Below are 18,766 nucleotides of genomic sequence, written 5' to 3' on the forward strand. Positions count from 1 at the left end.
TGCTGCAAGGCGGCCCACTTTTGAACAAGGTGTAGTTGCGATGAAACGTGTAGGTCTGATCGGTTGGCGCGGTATGGTCGGTTCCGTGCTCATGCAGCGGATGCTGGAAGAGCAGGATTTCGATCTTATTGAGCCGGTGTTTTTCACCACCTCCAATGTAGGTGGTCAAGGGCCGTCCGTGGGCAAGGACATTGCTCCGCTCAAGGACGCCTACAACATTGAAGAACTGAAGACCCTCGACGTCATTCTGACCTGCCAGGGTGGCGACTACACCAGCGAAGTCTTCCCCAAGCTGCGCGAAGCCGGCTGGCAGGGTTACTGGATCGACGCCGCTTCCAGCCTGCGCATGCAGGATGACGCGGTGATCGTGCTGGACCCGGTCAACCGCAAGGTGATCGACCAGCAACTGGACGCGGGCACCAGGAACTACATCGGCGGCAACTGCACCGTCAGCCTGATGCTGATGGGCCTGGGCGGCTTGTTCGAAGCCGGCCTGGTGGAGTGGATGAGCGCCATGACCTATCAGGCGGCCTCCGGTGCCGGCGCGCAGAACATGCGTGAACTGATCAAGCAGATGGGCGCGACCCACGCCGCTGTCGCCGATCAACTGGCTGACCCGGCCAGCGCGATCCTCGACATCGACCGCCGTGTGGCCGAGGCCATGCGCAGCGAGGCCTACCCGACCGAGAACTTCGGTGTGCCATTGGCCGGCAGCCTGATCCCGTGGATCGACAAGGAACTGCCTAACGGCCAGAGCCGTGAAGAGTGGAAGGCCCAGGCCGAGACCAACAAGATCCTCGGTCGCTTCAAGAGCCCGATCCCGGTGGACGGTATCTGCGTGCGCATCGGCGCCATGCGTTGCCACAGCCAGGCGTTGACCATCAAGCTGAACAAAGACGTGCCGATCGCCGATATCGAAGGGCTGATCAGCCAGCACAACCCTTGGGTCAAGCTGGTGCCGAACAACCGTGATATCAGTATCCAGGAACTGAGCCCGAACAAGGTGACCGGTACCCTGAATGTGCCGGTTGGCCGTCTGCGCAAGCTGAACATGGGGACGCAGTACCTGGGCGCGTTCACCGTCGGCGACCAACTGCTGTGGGGCGCGGCTGAGCCGTTGCGTCGCATGCTGCGGATCTTGCTGGAGCGGTAATCGCTGCTGGTAATAAGAAACCCGCGTTCTGGTGACAGGCGCGGGTTTTTTATTGCGCGCTCGGGCCTCTTCGCGAGCAAGCCCGCTCCCACATTCGAGCGAGTTTCTTCAGTTGAAATGCGATCAAATGTGGGAGCGGGCTTGCTCGCGAAGAGGCCATCAGCCACACCACAACCCCCAGGTTAATTGCCTCACCCCCAGCCACCCGGTAAAGTGCCGCTCCCCCCGCAATGCCCGAGGCAGCCCCCATGACCCAGACCTTTGATATTGCCGTGATCGGCGCCACCGGCACCGTTGGCGAAACCCTGGTGCAGATCCTCGAAGAGCAGGACTTCCCGGTAGGCAGCCTGCACCTGTTGGCCAGCAGCGAGTCGGCCGGGCATTCGGTGCCGTTTCGTGGCAAGAACGTGCGGGTGCGGGAAGTCGATGAATTCGATTTCAGCAAAGTCCAACTGGTGTTCTTCGCCGCCGGCCCTGCGGTCACCTTGAGTTTTGCCCCGCGCGCCACCGCTGCGGGCTGCACCCTGATCGACTTGTCCGGCGCCTTGCCGGCCGATCAGGCGCCGCAGGTAGTGCCGGAAGCCAACGCACAGATCCTCGATGGCCTGAAAAAACCTTATCAGGTCAGCAGCCCAAGCCCGTCGGCGACTGCCCTGGCCGTGGTGCTGGCGCCACTGCGCGGCTTGCTGGACATTCAGCGCGTTAACGTCACCGCCAACCTCGCCGTTTCCGCCCAGGGCCGTGAGGCTGTCAGCGAACTCGCCCGGCAGACCGCCGAGTTGCTGAATGTGCGCCCGCTGGAGCCGAAGTTCTTCGACCGGCAAATGGCCTTTAACCTGCTGGCCCAGGTCGGCAAGCCTGACGCGCAAGGCCACACCGCCCTGGAAAAACGCCTGGTGCACGAATTGCGCGCCGTGCTGGAAATGCCTTTGCTAAAGATTTCCGTCACTTGCGTTCAAGCCCCGGTGTTTTTTGGCGATAGCCTGACTGTGTCACTGCAATTGGGGGCAGCGGTGGATCTCGCTGCCGTCAACCGTGCCCTGGACTCGGCACCGGGTGTCGAATTGGTGGAAGAGGGCGATTACCCCACGGCTGTGGGCGATGCGGTCGGTCAGGACGTGGTCTACGTGGGCCGGGTTCGTGCCGGTGTTGATGACCCCGCGGAACTAAATATGTGGCTGGCGTCAGATAACGTACGCAAAGGGGCGGCACTGAACGCCGTACAGCTGGCGCAGTTGTTGATAAAAGGCCTTGTGTAAAAGATACTTGGCGGCAATTTGTAGATTGATTCTAGCCAAGCGCTATGCTTGGCCCCAAGCTGGAAAAATTGCGCGTCGGTGACCTATCGGCTCGCCATGCCTAATGGCAGCGGTTACCCACCTTCTCGCCGGCCGGGGAGTGTTCAAAAAGGATGAGGCTATGGTTCAAGTTCGCAAACTGGTGTTAGCAATAGCGGCCGCCTCGGCGCTGTCCTCCGGTATGGCGCAAGCACTGCAGCTTGGGGAGATGACCCTCAAGTCGAAGCTGAACCAGCCGCTGTCGGTGGAAATCGAGTTGCTCGATGTCGGTGGCCTGACCGCCTCCGAGATCACCCCCAGCCTCGCGTCGTCCCAGGCCTTTGTGGATGCGGGCGTCGATCGCCAGGCGTTCCTGAACGACCTGACCTTTACCCCGGTGGTCAATCCCAACGGCCGCAGTGTGGTGCGTGTCACCTCCAGCAAGCCGCTGCCGGATTCCTACGTGCGTTTCCTGCTGCAGGTGCAATGGCCCAACGGTCGCCTGATGCGCGACTACAGCGTGTTGCTGGACCCGGCCAAGTTCGACCAGTCGACCCCGGCCGCCGGTGCACCTGCACCCGCGCCACGCTTGAGTGCGCCCGCGACGACGGCTCCGGCAGTCACCAAGGCCAAGGAACACACCACGACTTCCCGTGACACCTTGTGGGAAATCGCCGCGAAAAACCGCAATGGCGCCTCGGTGCAGCAGACCATGCTGGCCATTCAGGCGCTGAACCCTGACGCCTTTATCGACGGCAACATCAACCGCATGAAAACCGGCCAGGTCCTGCGCCTGCCGGATTCGGGGCAAAGCACCAGCCTGCCGCAGCCCGAGGCGATTGCTGAAGTGACGGCGCAAAACGCGGCGTGGCGCGAGGGCCGCCGTGGCGGCAATCAGCTCGCCGGCAAGGCGCAGCTGGACGCGACCAAGCGTACCCAGGCGGGTAATGCGCCGTCGCAGACCAATACCAAGGACAATTTGAGCCTGGTCTCGGCCGAAGCGGCCAGGAAAGGCGGGAAGGGCGCGGCGGGCGACAGCCGGGCCTTGAACAACAAGCTGGCGGTGACCCAGGAAAGCCTGGATTCGACCCGTCGCGAGAATGAAGAACTGAAAAGCCGCATGGCTGACCTGCAAAGTCAGCTGGACAAGCTGCAGCGGCTGATCGAGCTCAAGAACAACCAGCTGGCCAAGTTGCAGACCCCGGGTGGAGCTGCGGCGCAGCCTGCTGCAACGGCGGCGATGCCGGCCGAGCTGGCTGCACAAGCGGCTGCGCCGGCAGCGGCAGCTCCGGCAGCAACCCCCGCGGCTGCGCCGGTCGAGACCCCGGTCAAGCCGGATGCGGCGCCTGCCAGCACTGAAGGTAAATTCAACGACCTGCTGACCAACCCGATCGTGCTGGGGGTGATCGGCGGCGCAGCGGGTTTGCTGGTGCTGTTGCTTCTGCTGCTGTGGGCCCGTCATCGCAATGCGCGGCTTGAAGAAGAAAAGCACCTGCGCATGGCACGGGCCCTGGCTGAAGAGCCGGAATTTGCGCCGAACATTGATCACGACCTGCCATCTGACAGTTTCGAAGGCCTTGATGTGCCGCCGCCGAACGTCAAGCTGGCTCCAGCTCCAGCTCCAGCTCCAGCTCCAGCTCCAGCTCCAGCCCCGGCGGCGGTGGTTGCCCCGGTGATTGCGCCGGTGGTCGCACCTGTTGCTGTGCAGCGTCCGACCGACGCCCTGGCGCAAGCCCAGTCGCATATCGACCGTGGCCACCTGAACCAGGCTGCGGAAGTGCTGGAAGATGCAATCAAGCAAGAGCCCGCCCGCAGTGACCTGCGTCTCAAGCTGATGGAAGTCCACGGCTTGCAGGGCAACAAGGACGGGTTTGTCACCCAGGAGCGCCAACTGGTCGCCAATGGCGACAACCATGCCCAGGTCGAACAGCTGAAAAGCCGCTTCCCGGCCATGGCCGTGTTCGCAGCAGGCGTCAGCGCTGCCGTTGCCGCTGCCGCTCTCGACGCCCAATACGTCAAGGACCTGCTCAAGGACGACCCGGCACCGCCTGCACCTGAGCCTGCGCCGGACGCGTTTGACACTGACTTCGACCTCAGCCTGGACGATCTGGAGGCTGCTTCGCCAGCCGTGGTCCGCCCGACGTCGGACGACGACCTGAGCTTTGAATCGGTGCTGCAACAGCAGACCGAGGCCAAGGCCAGTGCGGAAGACCTCTCGGATTTCGACCTGGACCTGCAACTCGATCCACCCTCGTCGGCCCAGTCCGACGACGACTTCCTCTCCGGCCTTGAAGACCAGATGAAGGACCTGCCGCCGGTAGAGCCGCCGACACTGACGCCGGCCGACCTGGACGACCTCGACCTGCCGGAGGATTTCGACCTGTCCCTGGCCGACGAGCCCGAGGCGCCTGCTGCAGCGGCCAAGCCGGACGCGTTTGCGTCGGAGCTTGATGATGTCAACGCCGAGCTGGATCGCCTGTCGCAAAGCCTGGAACATCCGCCAATCGAACCGTCCTTCACCGCCGACGACGCGGCGTTGGGTGGCGATGAGCCGGAATTCGACTTCCTCTCCGGTACCGACGAAGTGGCCACCAAGCTCGACCTGGCGCAGGCCTACATCGACATGGGCGATGCCGACGGTGCGCGGGACATTCTTGGCGAGGTGCTCAAGGAAGGCGATGACGGTCAGAAGGGCGAAGCCAAGGAAATGCTCAGCCGGCTGGCTTGATACGCGCGGTAAATACAACGGCAGCCTTCGGGCTGCCGTTTTGCCATCCAGGCACCAAATCCATGGCGTCCCAGGCGCACGGCCTTATAATGGCCGCCTTTGCGCAACTCATCAGGCTCTCAGTTCTTGGCAAATATAGATAACCCGGCCGCCGAAATGGCGGCCGCAGGCTTTTTCAGAATCGCCCTGGGCGTGGAATACAAAGGCTCGCGCTATCGTGGCTGGCAACGCCAGGCCTCCGGTGTGCCGACGGTGCAGGAAACCCTGGAGAAGGCCCTGTCGAAAGTCGCCGACTCACCGGTGTCGCTGATGTGCGCCGGGCGGACCGATGCCGGCGTGCACGCTTGCGGGCAAGTGGTGCACTTTGACACTCAGGCCGAGCGCTCGATGAAGGCATGGGTGATGGGCGCCAATATCAACTTGCCCCACGACGTCAGCGTCAGTTGGGCCAAGGTAATGCCGGCGGACTTTCACGCGCGCTTCAAAGCCATCGCCCGGCGTTATCGCTATGTGATCTACAACGATCAGATCCGCCCGGCCCATCTCAACGAAGAAATCACCTGGAACCACCGCCCGCTGGACGCCGAGCGCATGGCCGAGGCGGCCCAGCATCTTGTAGGTATCCACGATTTCAGCGCGTTCCGTGCCGGGCAGTGCCAGGCCAAGTCGCCGATCAAGGAAGTCCACCACCTGCGGGTGACGCGCCACGGCAAGATGATCGTGCTGGATATCCGCGCCGGCGCGTTCCTGCATCATATGGTGCGCAATATCGCCGGGGTGCTGATGACCATCGGTACCGGCGAACGCCCGGTGGAATGGGCCAGGGAAGTCCTGGAAAGCCGGATTCGCCGTACCGGCGGCGTCACGGCGCATCCGTTCGGCCTGTACCTGGTGGATGTGGAGTACCGCGACGAGTTCGAATTGCCCCAGCGATTCATCGGGCCACACTTCCTCACAGGTTTCAGCGAACTTGGCGGCTGACGCCCTCAAAAGCATTTGTTACCATCCGGGACTTTCCCGGACACGCCCTGAGGTTTCATCGACATGTCTGCCGTTCGCAGCAAGATTTGCGGGATTACCCGCATAGAAGACGCGTTGGCGGCGGTCGAGGCGGGGGCCGATGCCATCGGTTTCGTGTTTTATGCCAAAAGCCCGCGGGCGGTGAATGTCTTGCAGGCGCGGGCGATCATTGCCGCGTTGCCACCGTTCGTGACCACCGTGGGGTTGTTCGTCAACGCCAGCCGCTGCGAGCTCAATGAAACCCTCGACGCCGTGCAACTGGACATGCTGCAGTTCCATGGCGATGAGAGTCCGGACGAGTGCGAGAGCTACCAGCGCCCGTACATCAAGGCGCTGCGGGTCAAGGCCGGGGACGATATTGCTGCGGCATGCGCTGCCTATGGCGGGGCTCGCGGGATTCTTCTCGACACCTACGTCGAAGGCGTTCCCGGTGGTACGGGCGAGGCGTTTGACTGGTCGTTGATTCCCGAGGGGTTGAGCAAGCCGATTATCCTCGCGGGCGGCCTGAATCCGGACAACGTGGCCAGTGCCATCCAGCAGGTTCGGCCGTATGCCGTGGACGTCAGCGGCGGGGTAGAGCAGGGCAAGGGCATCAAGGATCACGCAAGGATTCGCGCATTCATGCAGGCCGTGCGCGACAGCAGCGGGACGATGTGACGGCTGGCAGTCTGCCGCCGTCCATAACTACCACTGTGTAAAACAGCCCGGCGCCGCCTGTGGGAGGCCCGGAAATGAAGTGGCAACCCTGCACGGCAGGTTGTCTGGAAGGCTGAGGGCACAGGCAGGAAATGGCTGGTCGAACGTCTGACCCCGTCCAGTTTGTGTAATCGCCACATATGAATTTAGCTCAAGGGCATACGCGGGGCTGTGTTCAAGCCACCGGTACTGGAGAAAGAAAGCATGAGCAACTGGTTAGTAGACAAACTGATCCCTTCGATCATGCGTTCCGAGGTGAAGAAAAGCTCGGTTCCTGAAGGTCTTTGGCACAAGTGCCCATCCTGCGACGCGGTGCTGTACCGCCCGGAGCTGGAAAAGACCCTGGACGTTTGCCCCAAGTGCAATCACCACATGCGTATCGGCGCCCGCGCCCGCATTGATATTTTCCTCGACGCCGATGGTCGCTCCGAACTGGGCGCTGACCTGGAGCCGGTTGACCGTTTGAAGTTCCGCGACGGCAAGAAGTACAAGGACCGCCTGACCGCGGCCCAGAAGCAGACCGGTGAAAAGGACGCGCTGATTTCCGTCAGCGGCAAGCTGCTGGGCATGCCGGTGGTGGTTTCGGCCTTCGAATTCTCCTTCATGGGCGGCTCGATGGGCGCCATTGTCGGTGAGCGTTTCGTACGTGCCGCCAACTACGCGCTGGAAAACCGTTGCCCGATGATCTGCTTCGCCGCCTCCGGTGGTGCGCGGATGCAGGAAGCACTGATCTCGCTGATGCAAATGGCCAAGACCTCCGCGGTACTGGCGCGTCTGCGCGAAGAAGGTATTCCGTTCATCTCCGTGCTGACCGACCCGGTCTACGGCGGTGTGTCCGCCAGCCTGGCGATGCTGGGTGACGTGATCGTCGGTGAGCCGAAGGCGCTGATCGGCTTTGCCGGCCCGCGTGTTATCGAGCAGACCGTTCGCGAAAAACTGCCGGAAGGTTTCCAGCGCAGCGAGTTCCTGCTTGAGCACGGCGCGATCGACCTGATCATTCCGCGCGGCGAACTGCGTCCGCGCCTGGGTAGCCTGCTGGCGCAAATGATGGGCCTGCCGACACCTGTGTACGTCGCGCCTAAAATCGAGCCGATTGTCGTGCCACCGGTGCCTGCAAACATATGACCCAACGTACCCTGGGCGAATGGCTCGCCTACCTTGAGCAGTTGCATCCGTCAGCCATCGACATGGGCCTGGAGCGCTCGCAACAGGTAGCGGCCCGCCTCGGGTTGGGCCGGCCGGCGCCGCGTGTGATCACGGTGACCGGCACCAACGGCAAGGGCTCTACCTGCGCCTTTGTCGCGGCCTTGCTGCAAGCCCAGGGCCTGAAGGTCGGCGTGTACAACTCGCCGCACCTGCTGCGCTACAACGAGCGGGTGCAGCTCAATGGCGTCGAAGCCACTGACGAGCAACTCTGCGAAGCCTTCGCCGCACTTGATGCCGGGCGTGGCGAGATTTCTCTGACCTATTTCGAGATGGGCACCCTGGCGGCGTTCTGGCTGTTCGAGCGTGCGCAGCTGGATGTAGTGGTGCTGGAAGTCGGTCTGGGCGGGCGTCTGGACACGGTCAACGTGGTGGATGCCGACCTGGCGCTGATTACCAGTATTGGTGTCGACCATGCGGACTACCTGGGTAACACCCGTGAGTCCGTGGCCTATGAAAAAGCCGGGATCTTCCGCCAGGGCAAGCCTGCACTGTGCGGCGACCTGGATCCGCCGCATACCTTGCTGGACAAGGTGCGTGAGCTGGATTGCCCGTTCTTCCTGCGTGGGCGTGATTTCAATCTCGAGATTGGCGACCAATTCTGGCAATGGCGCGGGCTTGACGCGCGCGGTCAAACCGTCGAGTTGCGCGACTTGCCACTGCTGAACCTGCCGATGGAAAACGCCGCGCTCGCGCTGCAAGCCTACCTGTTGCTGGATTTGCCCTGGCATGCCGAGCAGATTGCCGCTACGTTGCAGGCTACTCGCGTGGTGGGGCGCCTTGACCGGCGCACGTTCGACTGGGAGGGCAAGCGCCTGAACCTGCTGCTGGACGTGGGGCATAACCCTCACGCCGCTGAATACCTGGCCAGGCGCCTGGCACGCACGCCGCCCGCCGGTCGCCGCCTCGCGGTGTTCGGGTTGTTGTCCGACAAGGACCTGGACGGCGTGGTTGCACCCTTGCTGGGCGACGTCCAGGCCTGGGCGGTTGCACCGCTGGATACGTCCCGCAGTCGTCCTGCCATCGAGTTGCAGGTTGCCTTGCAGAACCTTGGCGCGTCCGTGACGTCCCATGCAAGCGTGACAGCCGCCCTGGAAGCCCAGTGCGCGGTTGCGACGCCTGAGGATGAGATTCTGTTGTTCGGATCATTTTATTGTGTTGCCGAGGCGCTCGAATGGTTGGCCCGGCGCTCCACGGAGGAAGCTGCACATGGCATTACTGGATAGCGCATACAAGCAGCGAATGGTTGGAGCCCTGGTCCTGGTGGCGTTGGCGGTGATTTTCCTGCCGATGCTGTTTTCCCGTCAGGATGAGCAGCGCCAAGTGACCGTTGAAGCGCCAGCTGCGCCCCAGGCGCCTGCGGTGCCTCAGGTTCAGGTTGAGCCGGTGGTGGTTCCCGAGCCGCAAGCGCTGCCGGAAGAAGAGCCGGTGCCGACCGATGACGAAGTGGCTGCACAGCAAGCGCCGTCGATGCCGGTGCAGCCGAGCGTGCCGGTGGTTAAGCCTGCGCCTGCTGCTCCTGCAGTTGCTGCGAAGCCTGCGGCGCCGGCGCCAGCGCCAAAACCTGTGGCCCCGCAACCTGCGGCACCAGGCAAGCCGGACGTGGGCCAGAGCCGTATTGACCCGAATGGCTTGCCGATCAGTTGGTCGATCCAGCTGGCCAGCCTGGCTAACCGCGAAAGTGCTGATGCGTTGCAGAAGAAGCTGCGCACCCAGGGTTACAACGCCTATATCCGCAGCGCCGATGGCAAGAACCGGGTATTCATCGGGCCGCTGATCGAGCGCGCCGAAGCCGATCGCCTGCGGGACCTGTTGGATCGCCAGCAGAACCTCAAGGGTTTTGTGGTTCGCTTCCAGCCCGAAAAAGGCTGAGGCTGCAAGGATTCAAGCTGGAATGCGGTCAATGTGGGAGCGGGCTTGCTCGCGAAGCGGTGTATCAGTCAGCAGATTTATTGGCTGCCCCACCGCCTTCGCGAGCACGCCCGCTCCCACAAGTGTTTTGGGTGTGCCGCAACAGGCCGGTTTCCCCTATAACTCATTGATTTCAAATGCACTGCCAATCACAGCTTACCGATAGCCCAGCGCTCTGCTAAAATGCGCCGCCTTATCCGTCTGTAGGCTGAACTGTGCCATTTACCTGGGTTGATTGGGCGATCGTTGCAATTGTCGCCATCTCCGCTTTGATCAGTCTGAGCCGCGGCTTCGTCAAAGAAGCATTGTCGCTGCTGACATGGATCATCGCAGGAGTTGTAGCCTGGATGTTCGGCGGTTCATTGTCTGTCTATCTGGCCGGATACATCGAGACACCTTCGGCTCGCGTCATCGCGGGCTGCGCCATCATGTTCATCGCCACGTTGTTGGTGGGGGCAATGGTCAATTATCTTATCGGCGAATTGATACGCGTCACCGGCCTCTCCGGGACCGATCGATTTCTCGGCATGGCCTTCGGCGCCGCGCGTGGCGGCTTGCTGGTGGTCGTGGCGGTCGGGCTGTTGAGCCTGGGGCCGGTACAGCAGGATTCGTGGTGGCAGGAGTCGGTACTCGTGCCAAAATTTCTATTGGTTGCAGATTGGTCCAAAAACCTCATTTTGGGGTGGAGCAGTCAGTGGCTGGCCAGCGGGATCAGCGTACCCGCTGATCTTCCGTTCAAGGAACACCTCTTGCCGGCCAAAACGCCTCAGTAAGTTGTGTTCAGTCAAGATTCATTAAGTAGGGGTTGCGTCGCATGTGTGGCATCGTCGGTATCGTCGGTAAGTCGAACGTGAATCAGGCGCTGTATGACGCGCTAACCGTCCTCCAGCACCGCGGCCAGGATGCTGCCGGTATTGTGACCAGCCACGACGGCCGGTTATTCCTGCGCAAGGACAATGGTCTGGTGCGTGACGTGTTCCATCAGCGCCACATGCAGCGCCTGGTCGGGCACATGGGCATTGGCCACGTGCGCTACCCGACAGCGGGCAGCTCGACCTCGGCCGAAGCCCAGCCGTTCTACGTCAACTCGCCCTATGGCATCACCCTGGCGCACAACGGCAACCTGACCAACGTTGAACAACTGGCCAAGGAGATTTACGAATCTGACCTGCGCCACGTCAACACCAACTCGGACTCCGAAGTACTGCTGAACGTGTTCGCCCACGAGCTGGCCCAGCGCGGCAAGCTGCAGCCGACCGAAGAAGACGTGTTCGCTGCCGTGACTGACGTGCACAACCGTTGCGTCGGTGGCTATGCGGTAGTGGCGATGGTGACCGGCTACGGTATCGTCGGTTTCCGCGACCCCCACGGCATCCGCCCCATTGTGTTCGGCCAGCGTCACACCGACGAAGGCGTCGAGTACATGATCGCTTCCGAAAGCGTGTCCCTGGACGTGCTGGGCTTTACCCTGATTCGCGACCTGGCGCCGGGCGAAGCGGTCTACATCACTGAAGACGGCAAGCTGCACACCCGTCAGTGCGCACTGAACCCGAAACTCACCCCGTGCATCTTCGAACACGTCTACCTGGCGCGTCCGGATTCGATCATCGACGGTGTTTCGGTGTACAAGGCGCGCCTGCGCATGGGCGAGAAGCTGGCGGACAAGATCCTGCGCGAGCGCCCGGATCACGACATCGACGTGGTTATCCCGATCCCGGACACCAGCCGCACCGCTGCGCTGGAGTTGGCGAACCACCTGGGCGTGAAATTCCGCGAAGGCTTCGTCAAGAACCGTTACATCGGCCGTACCTTCATCATGCCTGGCCAGGCTGCGCGCAAGAAGTCGGTGCGCCAGAAGCTCAACGCGATCGAGCTGGAGTTCCGCGGCAAGAACGTGATGCTGGTGGATGACTCCATCGTACGCGGCACCACCTGCAAGCAGATCATCCAGATGGCCCGCGAAGCCGGTGCGAAGAACGTTTACTTCTGTTCCGCCGCGCCTGCCGTGCGTTACCCGAACGTGTACGGCATCGACATGCCGAGCGCCCACGAACTGATCGCCCACAACCGTTCGACCCAGGACGTTGCGGACCTGATCGGCGCCGACTGGCTGATCTACCAGGACCTGCCGGATCTGATCGAAGCAGTCGGTGGTGGCAAGATCAAGATCGAGGAGTTCGATTGCGCGGTGTTCGACGGCAAGTACGTCACCGGCGATGTCGACGAGGCCTACCTGAACAAGATCGAGCAGGCCCGTAACGATTCCTCGAAGATCAAGACCCAGGCGGTCAGCGCGATCATCGACCTGTACAACAACTGAGTAGACACCGGCCCTGAGGGGCCGGTTTTGTATCTTTGATAAAGCATTCGAGTTGAGGAGTAGAGCATGAGTCAGGAATGGGATGCCGGTCGCTTGGACAGCGACCTCGATGGCGTAGCTTTCGATACCCTGGCTGTGCGCGCCGGCCAGCACCGCACCCCGGAAGGTGAGCACGGTGACCCGATGTTCTTTACCTCCAGCTATGTGTTCCGCACTGCGGCCGACGCCGCTGCGCGTTTTGCCGGTGAAGTGCCGGGCAACGTTTATTCGCGTTACACCAACCCGACCGTGCGCGCGTTCGAAGAGCGTATCGCCGCGCTGGAAGGCGCCGAGCAGGCTGTCGCCACTGCCACGGGCATGGCCGCGATTCTCGCGGTAGTCATGAGCCTGTGCAGTGCCGGCGACCACGTCCTGGTATCGCGCAGCGTGTTTGGTTCGACCATCAGCCTGTTCGAAAAGTACTTCAAGCGTTTTGGTATTGAAGTCGACTACGTGCCGCTGGCGGACCTGTCCGGCTGGGACGCGGCCATCAAGGCCAACACCAAATTGCTGTTCGTCGAGTCGCCGTCCAATCCATTGGCCGAGCTGGTGGACATTGCCGCATTGTCCGAAGTGGCCCACGCCAAGGGCGCGATGCTGATCGTCGACAACTGCTTCTGCACCCCTGCATTGCAGCAGCCGCTGAAGCTGGGCGCAGACATCGTTGTGCACTCGGCCACCAAGTTCATCGACGGCCAGGGCCGTTGCATGGGTGGCGTGGTTGCCGGCCGCAGCGAGCAGATGAAGGAAGTGGTGGGCTTCTTGCGCACCGCCGGCCCGACCCTGAGTCCGTTCAACGCCTGGATCTTCCTTAAAGGCCTGGAGACCCTGAGCCTGCGGATGAAGGCCCATTGTGCCAACGCCCAGGCCCTGGCCGAGTGGCTGGAGCAGCAGGACGGCATCGAGAAAGTCCACTACGCCGGCCTCAAGAGCCACCCGCAACACGAGTTGGCCCAGCGCCAGCAGCGTGGTTTCGGCGCCGTGGTGAGTTTCGAGGTCAAGGGCGGCAAAGAGGGCGCCTGGCGCTTTATCGATGCGACTCGCCTGATCTCCATCACCGCCAACCTGGGTGACAGCAAGACCACTATCACTCACCCGAGCACCACCTCCCACGGCCGCCTGGCGCCGCAGGAGCGTGAAGCTGCCGGGATTCGTGACAGCCTGATCCGCATTGCGGTGGGCCTGGAAGACGTCGCTGACCTGCAGGCCGACCTGGCCCGTGGGTTGGCTGCCCTGTGATCGAGTGGTCCATGGAGGCGGCGAGCGCCAGTAACGGGCGGGTCGCGCTGGTGACCGGCGCGGCGCGGGGCATCGGCCTGGGGATTGCCGCCTGGTTGATCAGCGAAGGCTGGCAGGTGGTATTGACGGACCTGGACCGTGAGCGCGGTTCCAAGGTGTCCAAGGTGCTCGGCGACAACGCCTGGTTTATTACCATGGACGTGGCCGATGAGCGGCAGGTTGCCCAGGGCGTGGCCGAGGTGCTTGGCCAGTTCGGGCGCCTGGATGCGCTGGTGTGCAATGCTGCCGTGGCTGACCCGCGCAACATCACCCTGGAAAGTCTCGACCTGGCTTACTGGAATCGTGTACTGGCGGTGAACCTCAGTGGTCCCATGTTGCTGGCCAAGCACTGTGCGCCCTACCTGCGGGCCCACGGCGGCGCCATCGTCAACCTGGCGTCGACTCGGGCACGCCAGTCGGAACCGGACACCGAAGCCTATGCGGCGAGCAAGGGCGGTTTGCTGGCCCTGACCCACGCGTTGGCTATCAGCCTCGGGCCGGAAGTACGGGTCAATGCCGTCAGCCCGGGCTGGATCGATGCCCGTGACCCGGCTGCACGCCGTGCCGAGCCGCTGACGGATGCGGATCACGCCCAGCACCCGGCGGGCAGGGTAGGCACTGTGGAAGACGTAGCGGCGATGGTGGCGTGGTTGCTGTCGCGCAATGCCGGGTTTGTCACCGGGCAAGAGTTCGTCGTCGACGGCGGCATGAGCAAGAAGATGATTTACACCGAGTAGGGCGGGTCGCGGTCCTGAAGCCATTTTGTCTTTTTCAGAAAAACTTCAAGCAGGCTATTGACTTAGGTCCGCTACCTGCGTAAATTTCGCGGCCTCAACGAAGCAAAGGGTGATTAGCTCAGCTGGGAGAGCATCTGCCTTACAAGCAGAGGGTCGGCGGTTCGATCCCGTCATCACCCACCACTTCTTGAGAGTTTTGCCCTAGGGCAAGACGCAACGTTAAAGGTTGCACCGACGCGCAGCGGTAGTTCAGTCGGTTAGAATACCGGCCTGTCACGCCGGGGGTCGCGGGTTCGAGTCCCGTCCGCTGCGCCATATTTTCCAGGTCTGATGTTTCAGATTTGAGATTGAACAGCCAAGGCTGGTCAGTCAGATGTTTGAAGGCGGTTGAAGGACACTTCAGCAGTCTGAGCGATACGCAGCGGTAGTTCAGTCGGTTAGAATACCGGCCTGTCACGCCGGGGGTCGCGGGTTCGAGTCCCGTCCGCTGCGCCATATCTGTTCCAGGGCCCACTGAACGCCCTGAGACGCCAAAGCAAGCCGCTGGCTTGGTTGGATCGATAGCAAAGACCCTGGTCGAAAGACCGGGGTTTTTTGTGTCTGCGATTGGGTGCCGGCGCGGCAAGTACAGGGGCCGGCAAGCCAGCCCCGTGGTCCGGGGTCAGAATCCCAGCTTGTCCCGCAACCCGTAATACCAGGCCCCCAGCGCCGCAAACGGCGTGCGCAACAGTTGTCCGCCGGGGAAGGGGTAGTGCGGCAGGCCGGCAAACGCATCAAAACGTTCTGCCTGGCCTCTCAGCGCTTCCGCCAGTACCTTGCCCGCCAAGTGGGTATACGTCACGCCATGGCCGCTACAGCCCTGGGAGTAGTAGATGTTATCCCCCAGGCGACCGACCTGCGGCAGGCGCGACAAGGTCAGCAGGAAATTGCCGGTCCAGGCGTAGTCGATCTTCACGTCCTTGAGCTGCGGGAAGGCCTTGAGCATCTTCGGCCGGATGATCGCCTCGATATTCGCCGGGTCACGCGCGCCGTACACCACGCCACCGCCGAAGATCAGGCGCTTGTCGCTCGTCAGGCGGTAGTAGTCCAGCAGGTAATTGCAGTCCTCGACGCAGTAATCCTGCGGCAGCAGCGTCTTCGCCAGTTCATCGCCCAGTGGCGCGGTGGTAATCACCTGCGTACCACATGGCATCGACTTGGCCGCCAGTTCCGGAACCAGGTTCCCCAGATAGGCGTTGCCCGCGACAATAATGAACTTGGCCCTGACCTTGCCGTGCGCCGTATGCACTACCGGATTGGCGCCGCGCTCGATGCGAGTCGCCGCCGACTGCTCATAAATCGTGCCGCCCAGGGACTCCACGGCTGCCGCTTCGCCCAGCGCCAGGTTCAGCGGGTGAATGTGCCCGCCGCTCATGTCGAGCAGGCCGCCCACATAGTTGTCACAGGCGACCACTTCTCGAATGCGCCGCTCGTCCAGCAGCTCCAGCTGGGTGTGGCCGTAGCGCTCCCACAGGCGCTTCTGCGACTCCAGGTGGCCCATGTGCTTGCTGTTCAGTGCCGCGAACACACCGCCGTCCTTCAGATCGCACTGGATCTGATACTTGGCCACCCGCTCCCGAATGATCCTGCCGCCTTCAAATGCCATGTCGCCGAGTAATTTCGCCTGCTGGGGGCCGACACTGCGCTCGATCACATCGATATCACGGCTGTAGCTGTTGACGATCTGCCCACCATTACGGCCCGACGCGCCAAAGCCTACCTTGGCAGCTTCCAGCACTGTCACGCTAAAGCCGTTTTCCAGCAGGAACAGCGCACTGGACAGGCCGGTATAACCGGCGCCAATCACGCACACATCGGTTTCGACTTCACCTTGCAGCTCTGGGCGAGGAGGTACCGCATTCGCAGACGCGGCGTAATACGACTGGGGGTAGGGGGTGTTCGCCATCCTGGAACCTCTGTTTTATATTTTTTACGAGTGCGCCGATCCTACCTGAGTTGAAAATCCGCTGCCAGCCGCCGGAAAATACCGTTGTGCTGGCCACAAATAAAAAATTCGCATATTCATAGGCTTAGCTGCAAAAAAGGTGTTGACACCCCTCGGGAATTCCGTAGAATGCCGCCTCACAGCAGGCACGTAGCTCAGTTGGTTAGAGCACCACCTTGACATGGTGGGGGTCGTTGGTTCGAGTCCAATCGCGCCTACCAAACAAAATCCGCTCTGCTGGGCGGTCTAGAAGGGCTCACCGAAAGGTGGGCCCTTTTTTGTTGTCTGGAATTCCTACAAAACGTTCACAAAATATCGGGTTCGTTCACACTGGGCAATGTGAACGCCGTTGATCGGTCGTCTTGGAGTACGGCGAAGCGCTTGAATTCAGGTGGGGGGGGTGTTAGCAAAACGGTCCGACGTAGATGCGGTAAGCTTGATCATCGCTCACAAGGATGTATCGCATGAAGCCACCCTCTGATCTCAAGATTCTCAACGTTATCTACAAGCTGTACTACGAAGAGTTTAAGAACTTCGCGCAGGAGTCCGACGTTCAAAATGGGCGGGTGAGTAAAATCCATGTTCCCATCGACTGCAAGATGATTGCTAGGGAGCTGGGCGTGGATAGTGACATCGTTTTTGGAAGGCTCTACTACCACTTGGAGCAGAAGTACGGCTACAAAAGAGATGATGATGATGATGATAAGGTCGCATTCTTCTCGTTGGGTGTTGGTCCTGACAGGCACTGCGTGAACTTCCCGCTTCTTGCGTCTGTGTTGGCAGGGCTGCAAGAGGAAAGCAGTAAATTCAAATGGGCGACCGTCCTATCCTTCATAGCCGTCCTGATTTCAATCGTAGTGCCATTGGCTACCGCATTGCTAGGCAAGTCGTGAGTGAGCTATCGCGGAATATGTACCTCGAACCATGCCCATGATCCACAAAACGAGCCGTTGGCTTTTGACTCTGGTCTATTGGATTGGCATGAATGATAGCGAAGCGCTATCGTTGGTATCATTCTCGACGGAACGTCGAAGAGATATCAACTTGAAAGCTCATGCTTTCCGGTAGGGCTCCAGCAATGGACCACTACGTGCCTATGTATATTACAACGCTATATCGGCACTTGTATGACCCCAGTTAAATCAATGGGTTACGCCAGCACACGATTGGGCAAGGTGAGGCAGAGTAGTGGTAAAGAAATTCATGTCGCACCACTTCCACAGGGCAAAGCCAGTACTGATGCCACCAAGCACGAGCGGCATAACGTGGTCGGTGAACCAAGGAGTAACGAAGGCCCCCCTGACGACCGTAAAAGCTTTCACTGGCCATGTGAAACACGGGCCTAGGGTGTGGATGTGCGTGAAAGACGTGACACCCTTCGTCCATGAATCGGTACTCCGAAACTTGTAATCAGCTAGCAAATGAACTGCTACCTGATACCTAGCTGGGTTGAAGCGCGATTTCAACGCCTCCTTTGCACCCGACGCAATATTATTCCAGCGCGAAGGGAATTGGCCAACTTGAGCCTTGATGCTCATCACCTCGACTTCCACGGGAGATAGTCCTCTAGACCCAACATGCTGCAAGAGTGCTCGTTGCAAACCCTTACGCCCCACCATCTTCGCAAGATTCTGCAAAGAATGTGCGTAGAGCCTCCGCATCTCTGAATCAAAGTTCAGACCGTCGCCCGGTAAGTGCTGATAGAACCGGAACCAGAAATAGACATTAAGGGCTGCGAGCACCAGCCAGACACTTTCGGTACGCTGGTGAAGCTTGATCTCGTTGCCCATCAGCTTGAACTGTGTGAGGTCAGCCCCGAAATACCATAGCGCCAACACCAGCGCCGAATACGTGAGCAGGAAGCCACGCGCCTTCTTCAAATCCCCTTCATCATCCATCTTAAGCACCACATCCCATTGAATGGGAGGATGCTAGCAGGTCCACATGCATGATGGCATCGGGCTATTTCAATCGGTAGTATCGTCAGACCACACATACGGGAAGCAACCATGAAAGCAGGAATAATAGCTGTGGCTGCAATGGTCGGAATGGGCGGCTTGGCTACAGAGGTACGGGCAGACACTGGGAACCAAATGGCAGAAAACTGCCGTGCATTTCTCAAAGAAAAGATACCCAGCGACCGATATTTTAACGCAGGGGTATGCGCAGGATTTGTAAACGGGGTTACAGATACCCTAGTGCTAGCCCGTATCGCTAGTCCTGAAACCATCGCGATCTGTATTCCCCGTGAAGGGTTCACCATGGGGCAGGCGGCGAAGGTTCTCCTCAAGTACTTTGACGATCACCCGGAGTCCCTTCATGAGAATGCGTCGATGCTGGCAATTCAAGCCTATAAAGCGGCGTACCCCTGCAAGTGATCAAGCCACTTGAGCGTATCTGTTGCTGCCTACCGAATAACA

General features: G+C 60.8%; 16 protein-coding genes and 4 tRNA genes. 18 read left to right on the forward strand and 2 right to left on the reverse strand.

Annotation, left to right across the window (positions count from 1 at the left end):
- Nucleotides 1-40 precede the first annotated feature (40 nt).
- From asd to HX821_RS11905, 15 genes are all read left to right on the forward strand, one after another.
- On the forward strand, nucleotides 41-1,153 hold the full coding sequence (asd, locus tag HX821_RS11835; protein ID WP_003212667.1) for an aspartate-semialdehyde dehydrogenase: 1,113 nt from the start codon (nucleotides 41-43) through the stop codon (nucleotides 1,151-1,153).
- Between the two features lie 248 nt (nucleotides 1,154-1,401).
- Nucleotides 1,402-2,412: an aspartate-semialdehyde dehydrogenase gene (locus tag HX821_RS11840; RefSeq protein WP_003212668.1), complete on the forward strand. Its 1,011-nt coding sequence runs from the start codon at nucleotides 1,402-1,404 to the stop codon at nucleotides 2,410-2,412.
- Between the two features lie 160 nt (nucleotides 2,413-2,572).
- Complete coding sequence (locus tag HX821_RS11845; RefSeq protein WP_177035789.1) at nucleotides 2,573-5,158, forward strand: FimV family protein; 2,586 nt, start codon at nucleotides 2,573-2,575, stop codon at nucleotides 5,156-5,158.
- A 156-nt stretch (nucleotides 5,159-5,314) separates the two neighbouring features.
- The gene (truA, locus tag HX821_RS11850) at nucleotides 5,315-6,139 is read left to right on the forward strand and encodes a tRNA pseudouridine(38-40) synthase TruA (protein ID WP_003212671.1); all 825 of its coding nucleotides are present in this window, start codon (nucleotides 5,315-5,317) and stop codon (nucleotides 6,137-6,139) included.
- A gap of 63 nt (nucleotides 6,140-6,202) precedes the next feature.
- A complete protein-coding gene (locus HX821_RS11855) occupies nucleotides 6,203-6,835 on the forward strand; it encodes a phosphoribosylanthranilate isomerase (protein WP_003212673.1) in 633 nt (210 codons plus the stop codon).
- A gap of 243 nt (nucleotides 6,836-7,078) precedes the next feature.
- Nucleotides 7,079-7,999 (forward strand): acetyl-CoA carboxylase, carboxyltransferase subunit beta, encoded by a 921-nt coding sequence (accD, locus tag HX821_RS11860; protein ID WP_003212675.1) that lies wholly within the window; start codon nucleotides 7,079-7,081, stop codon nucleotides 7,997-7,999.
- Nucleotides 7,996-9,303: a bifunctional tetrahydrofolate synthase/dihydrofolate synthase gene (folC, locus tag HX821_RS11865; protein WP_008438745.1), complete on the forward strand. Its 1,308-nt coding sequence runs from the start codon at nucleotides 7,996-7,998 to the stop codon at nucleotides 9,301-9,303. The genes accD and folC overlap by 4 nt, the downstream gene beginning before the upstream one ends.
- Nucleotides 9,287-9,949 carry an SPOR domain-containing protein gene (locus tag HX821_RS11870; protein ID WP_087693954.1) on the forward strand — a complete coding sequence of 221 codons (663 nt, stop codon included), beginning with the start codon at nucleotides 9,287-9,289 and terminating at the stop codon, nucleotides 9,947-9,949. Before folC ends, HX821_RS11870 begins: the two co-directional genes overlap by 17 nt.
- Nucleotides 9,950-10,203: 254 nt before the next feature.
- The gene (locus HX821_RS11875; protein WP_003212681.1) at nucleotides 10,204-10,761 is read left to right on the forward strand and encodes a CvpA family protein; all 558 of its coding nucleotides are present in this window, start codon (nucleotides 10,204-10,206) and stop codon (nucleotides 10,759-10,761) included.
- 41 nt (nucleotides 10,762-10,802) lie between these two features.
- Nucleotides 10,803-12,308, forward strand: a complete 1,506-nt coding sequence (gene purF, locus HX821_RS11880; protein WP_003212683.1) for an amidophosphoribosyltransferase — start codon at nucleotides 10,803-10,805, stop codon at nucleotides 12,306-12,308.
- 66 nt (nucleotides 12,309-12,374) lie between these two features.
- Entirely contained in the window at nucleotides 12,375-13,586 is a 1,212-nt protein-coding gene (locus HX821_RS11885; protein ID WP_008438742.1) for an O-succinylhomoserine sulfhydrylase, read from the forward strand.
- Between the two features lie 11 nt (nucleotides 13,587-13,597).
- Nucleotides 13,598-14,362 (forward strand): SDR family oxidoreductase, encoded by a 765-nt coding sequence (locus HX821_RS11890; RefSeq protein ID WP_003212687.1) that lies wholly within the window; start codon nucleotides 13,598-13,600, stop codon nucleotides 14,360-14,362.
- A gap of 107 nt (nucleotides 14,363-14,469) precedes the next feature.
- Nucleotides 14,470-14,545 (forward strand) — tRNA-Val (locus HX821_RS11895).
- Between the two features lie 55 nt (nucleotides 14,546-14,600).
- Nucleotides 14,601-14,677, forward strand: a tRNA-Asp gene (locus tag HX821_RS11900).
- 103 nt (nucleotides 14,678-14,780) lie between these two features.
- Nucleotides 14,781-14,857, forward strand: a tRNA-Asp gene (locus HX821_RS11905).
- Between the two features lie 166 nt (nucleotides 14,858-15,023).
- On the opposite strand, the gene HX821_RS11910 is transcribed toward HX821_RS11905, so the two are convergent.
- Nucleotides 15,024-16,307 carry an FAD-binding oxidoreductase gene (locus tag HX821_RS11910; protein WP_008438740.1) on the reverse strand — a complete coding sequence of 428 codons (1,284 nt, stop codon included), beginning with the start codon at nucleotides 16,305-16,307 and terminating at the stop codon, nucleotides 15,024-15,026.
- A 183-nt stretch (nucleotides 16,308-16,490) separates the two neighbouring features.
- Here HX821_RS11910 and HX821_RS11915 point away from each other — a divergent pair.
- Both HX821_RS11915 and HX821_RS11920 read left to right on the forward strand, forming a co-directional pair.
- Nucleotides 16,491-16,567, forward strand: a tRNA-Val gene (locus HX821_RS11915).
- Between the two features lie 243 nt (nucleotides 16,568-16,810).
- The gene (locus HX821_RS11920) at nucleotides 16,811-17,239 is read left to right on the forward strand and encodes a hypothetical protein (RefSeq protein ID WP_102606516.1); all 429 of its coding nucleotides are present in this window, start codon (nucleotides 16,811-16,813) and stop codon (nucleotides 17,237-17,239) included.
- 249 nt (nucleotides 17,240-17,488) lie between these two features.
- On the opposite strand, the gene HX821_RS11925 is transcribed toward HX821_RS11920, so the two are convergent.
- Entirely contained in the window at nucleotides 17,489-18,244 is a 756-nt protein-coding gene (locus tag HX821_RS11925; RefSeq protein ID WP_177035790.1) for a hypothetical protein, read from the reverse strand.
- Nucleotides 18,245-18,355: 111 nt separating this feature from the next.
- Here HX821_RS11925 and HX821_RS11930 point away from each other — a divergent pair, with 111 nt between their 5' ends.
- Nucleotides 18,356-18,724, forward strand: coding sequence for a Rap1a/Tai family immunity protein (locus HX821_RS11930; RefSeq protein WP_177035791.1), 369 nt, complete (start codon nucleotides 18,356-18,358; stop codon nucleotides 18,722-18,724).
- The last annotated feature ends 42 nt before the right edge of the window (nucleotides 18,725-18,766 follow it).

The sequence above is a fragment of the Pseudomonas sp. B6001 genome (assembly GCF_013386015.1).
GTDB lineage: Bacteria > Pseudomonadota > Gammaproteobacteria > Pseudomonadales > Pseudomonadaceae > Aquipseudomonas.

Bases quoted from the DNA above. Each gene is read 5' to 3' on its own strand.
- asd (WP_003212667.1), top strand. From the start codon at position 41: ATGAAACGTGTAGGTCTGATCGGTTGGCGCGGTATGGTCGGTTCCGTG.
- HX821_RS11840 (WP_003212668.1), top strand. From the start codon at position 1,402: ATGACCCAGACCTTTGATATTGCCGTGATCGGCGCCACCGGCACCGTT.
- HX821_RS11845 (WP_177035789.1), top strand. From the start codon at position 2,573: ATGGTTCAAGTTCGCAAACTGGTGTTAGCAATAGCGGCCGCCTCGGCG.
- truA (WP_003212671.1), top strand. From the start codon at position 5,315: ATGGCGGCCGCAGGCTTTTTCAGAATCGCCCTGGGCGTGGAATACAAA.
- HX821_RS11855 (WP_003212673.1), top strand. From the start codon at position 6,203: ATGTCTGCCGTTCGCAGCAAGATTTGCGGGATTACCCGCATAGAAGAC.
- accD (WP_003212675.1), top strand. From the start codon at position 7,079: ATGAGCAACTGGTTAGTAGACAAACTGATCCCTTCGATCATGCGTTCC.
- folC (WP_008438745.1), top strand. From the start codon at position 7,996: ATGACCCAACGTACCCTGGGCGAATGGCTCGCCTACCTTGAGCAGTTG.
- HX821_RS11870 (WP_087693954.1), top strand. From the start codon at position 9,287: ATGGCATTACTGGATAGCGCATACAAGCAGCGAATGGTTGGAGCCCTG.
- purF (WP_003212683.1), top strand. From the start codon at position 10,803: ATGTGTGGCATCGTCGGTATCGTCGGTAAGTCGAACGTGAATCAGGCG.
- HX821_RS11885 (WP_008438742.1), top strand. From the start codon at position 12,375: ATGAGTCAGGAATGGGATGCCGGTCGCTTGGACAGCGACCTCGATGGC.
- HX821_RS11890 (WP_003212687.1), top strand. From the start codon at position 13,598: ATGGAGGCGGCGAGCGCCAGTAACGGGCGGGTCGCGCTGGTGACCGGC.
- HX821_RS11910 (WP_008438740.1), bottom strand. From the start codon at position 16,307: ATGGCGAACACCCCCTACCCCCAGTCGTATTACGCCGCGTCTGCGAAT.
- HX821_RS11920 (WP_102606516.1), top strand. From the start codon at position 16,811: ATGAAGCCACCCTCTGATCTCAAGATTCTCAACGTTATCTACAAGCTG.
- HX821_RS11925 (WP_177035790.1), bottom strand. From the start codon at position 18,244: ATGGATGATGAAGGGGATTTGAAGAAGGCGCGTGGCTTCCTGCTCACG.
- HX821_RS11930 (WP_177035791.1), top strand. From the start codon at position 18,356: ATGAAAGCAGGAATAATAGCTGTGGCTGCAATGGTCGGAATGGGCGGC.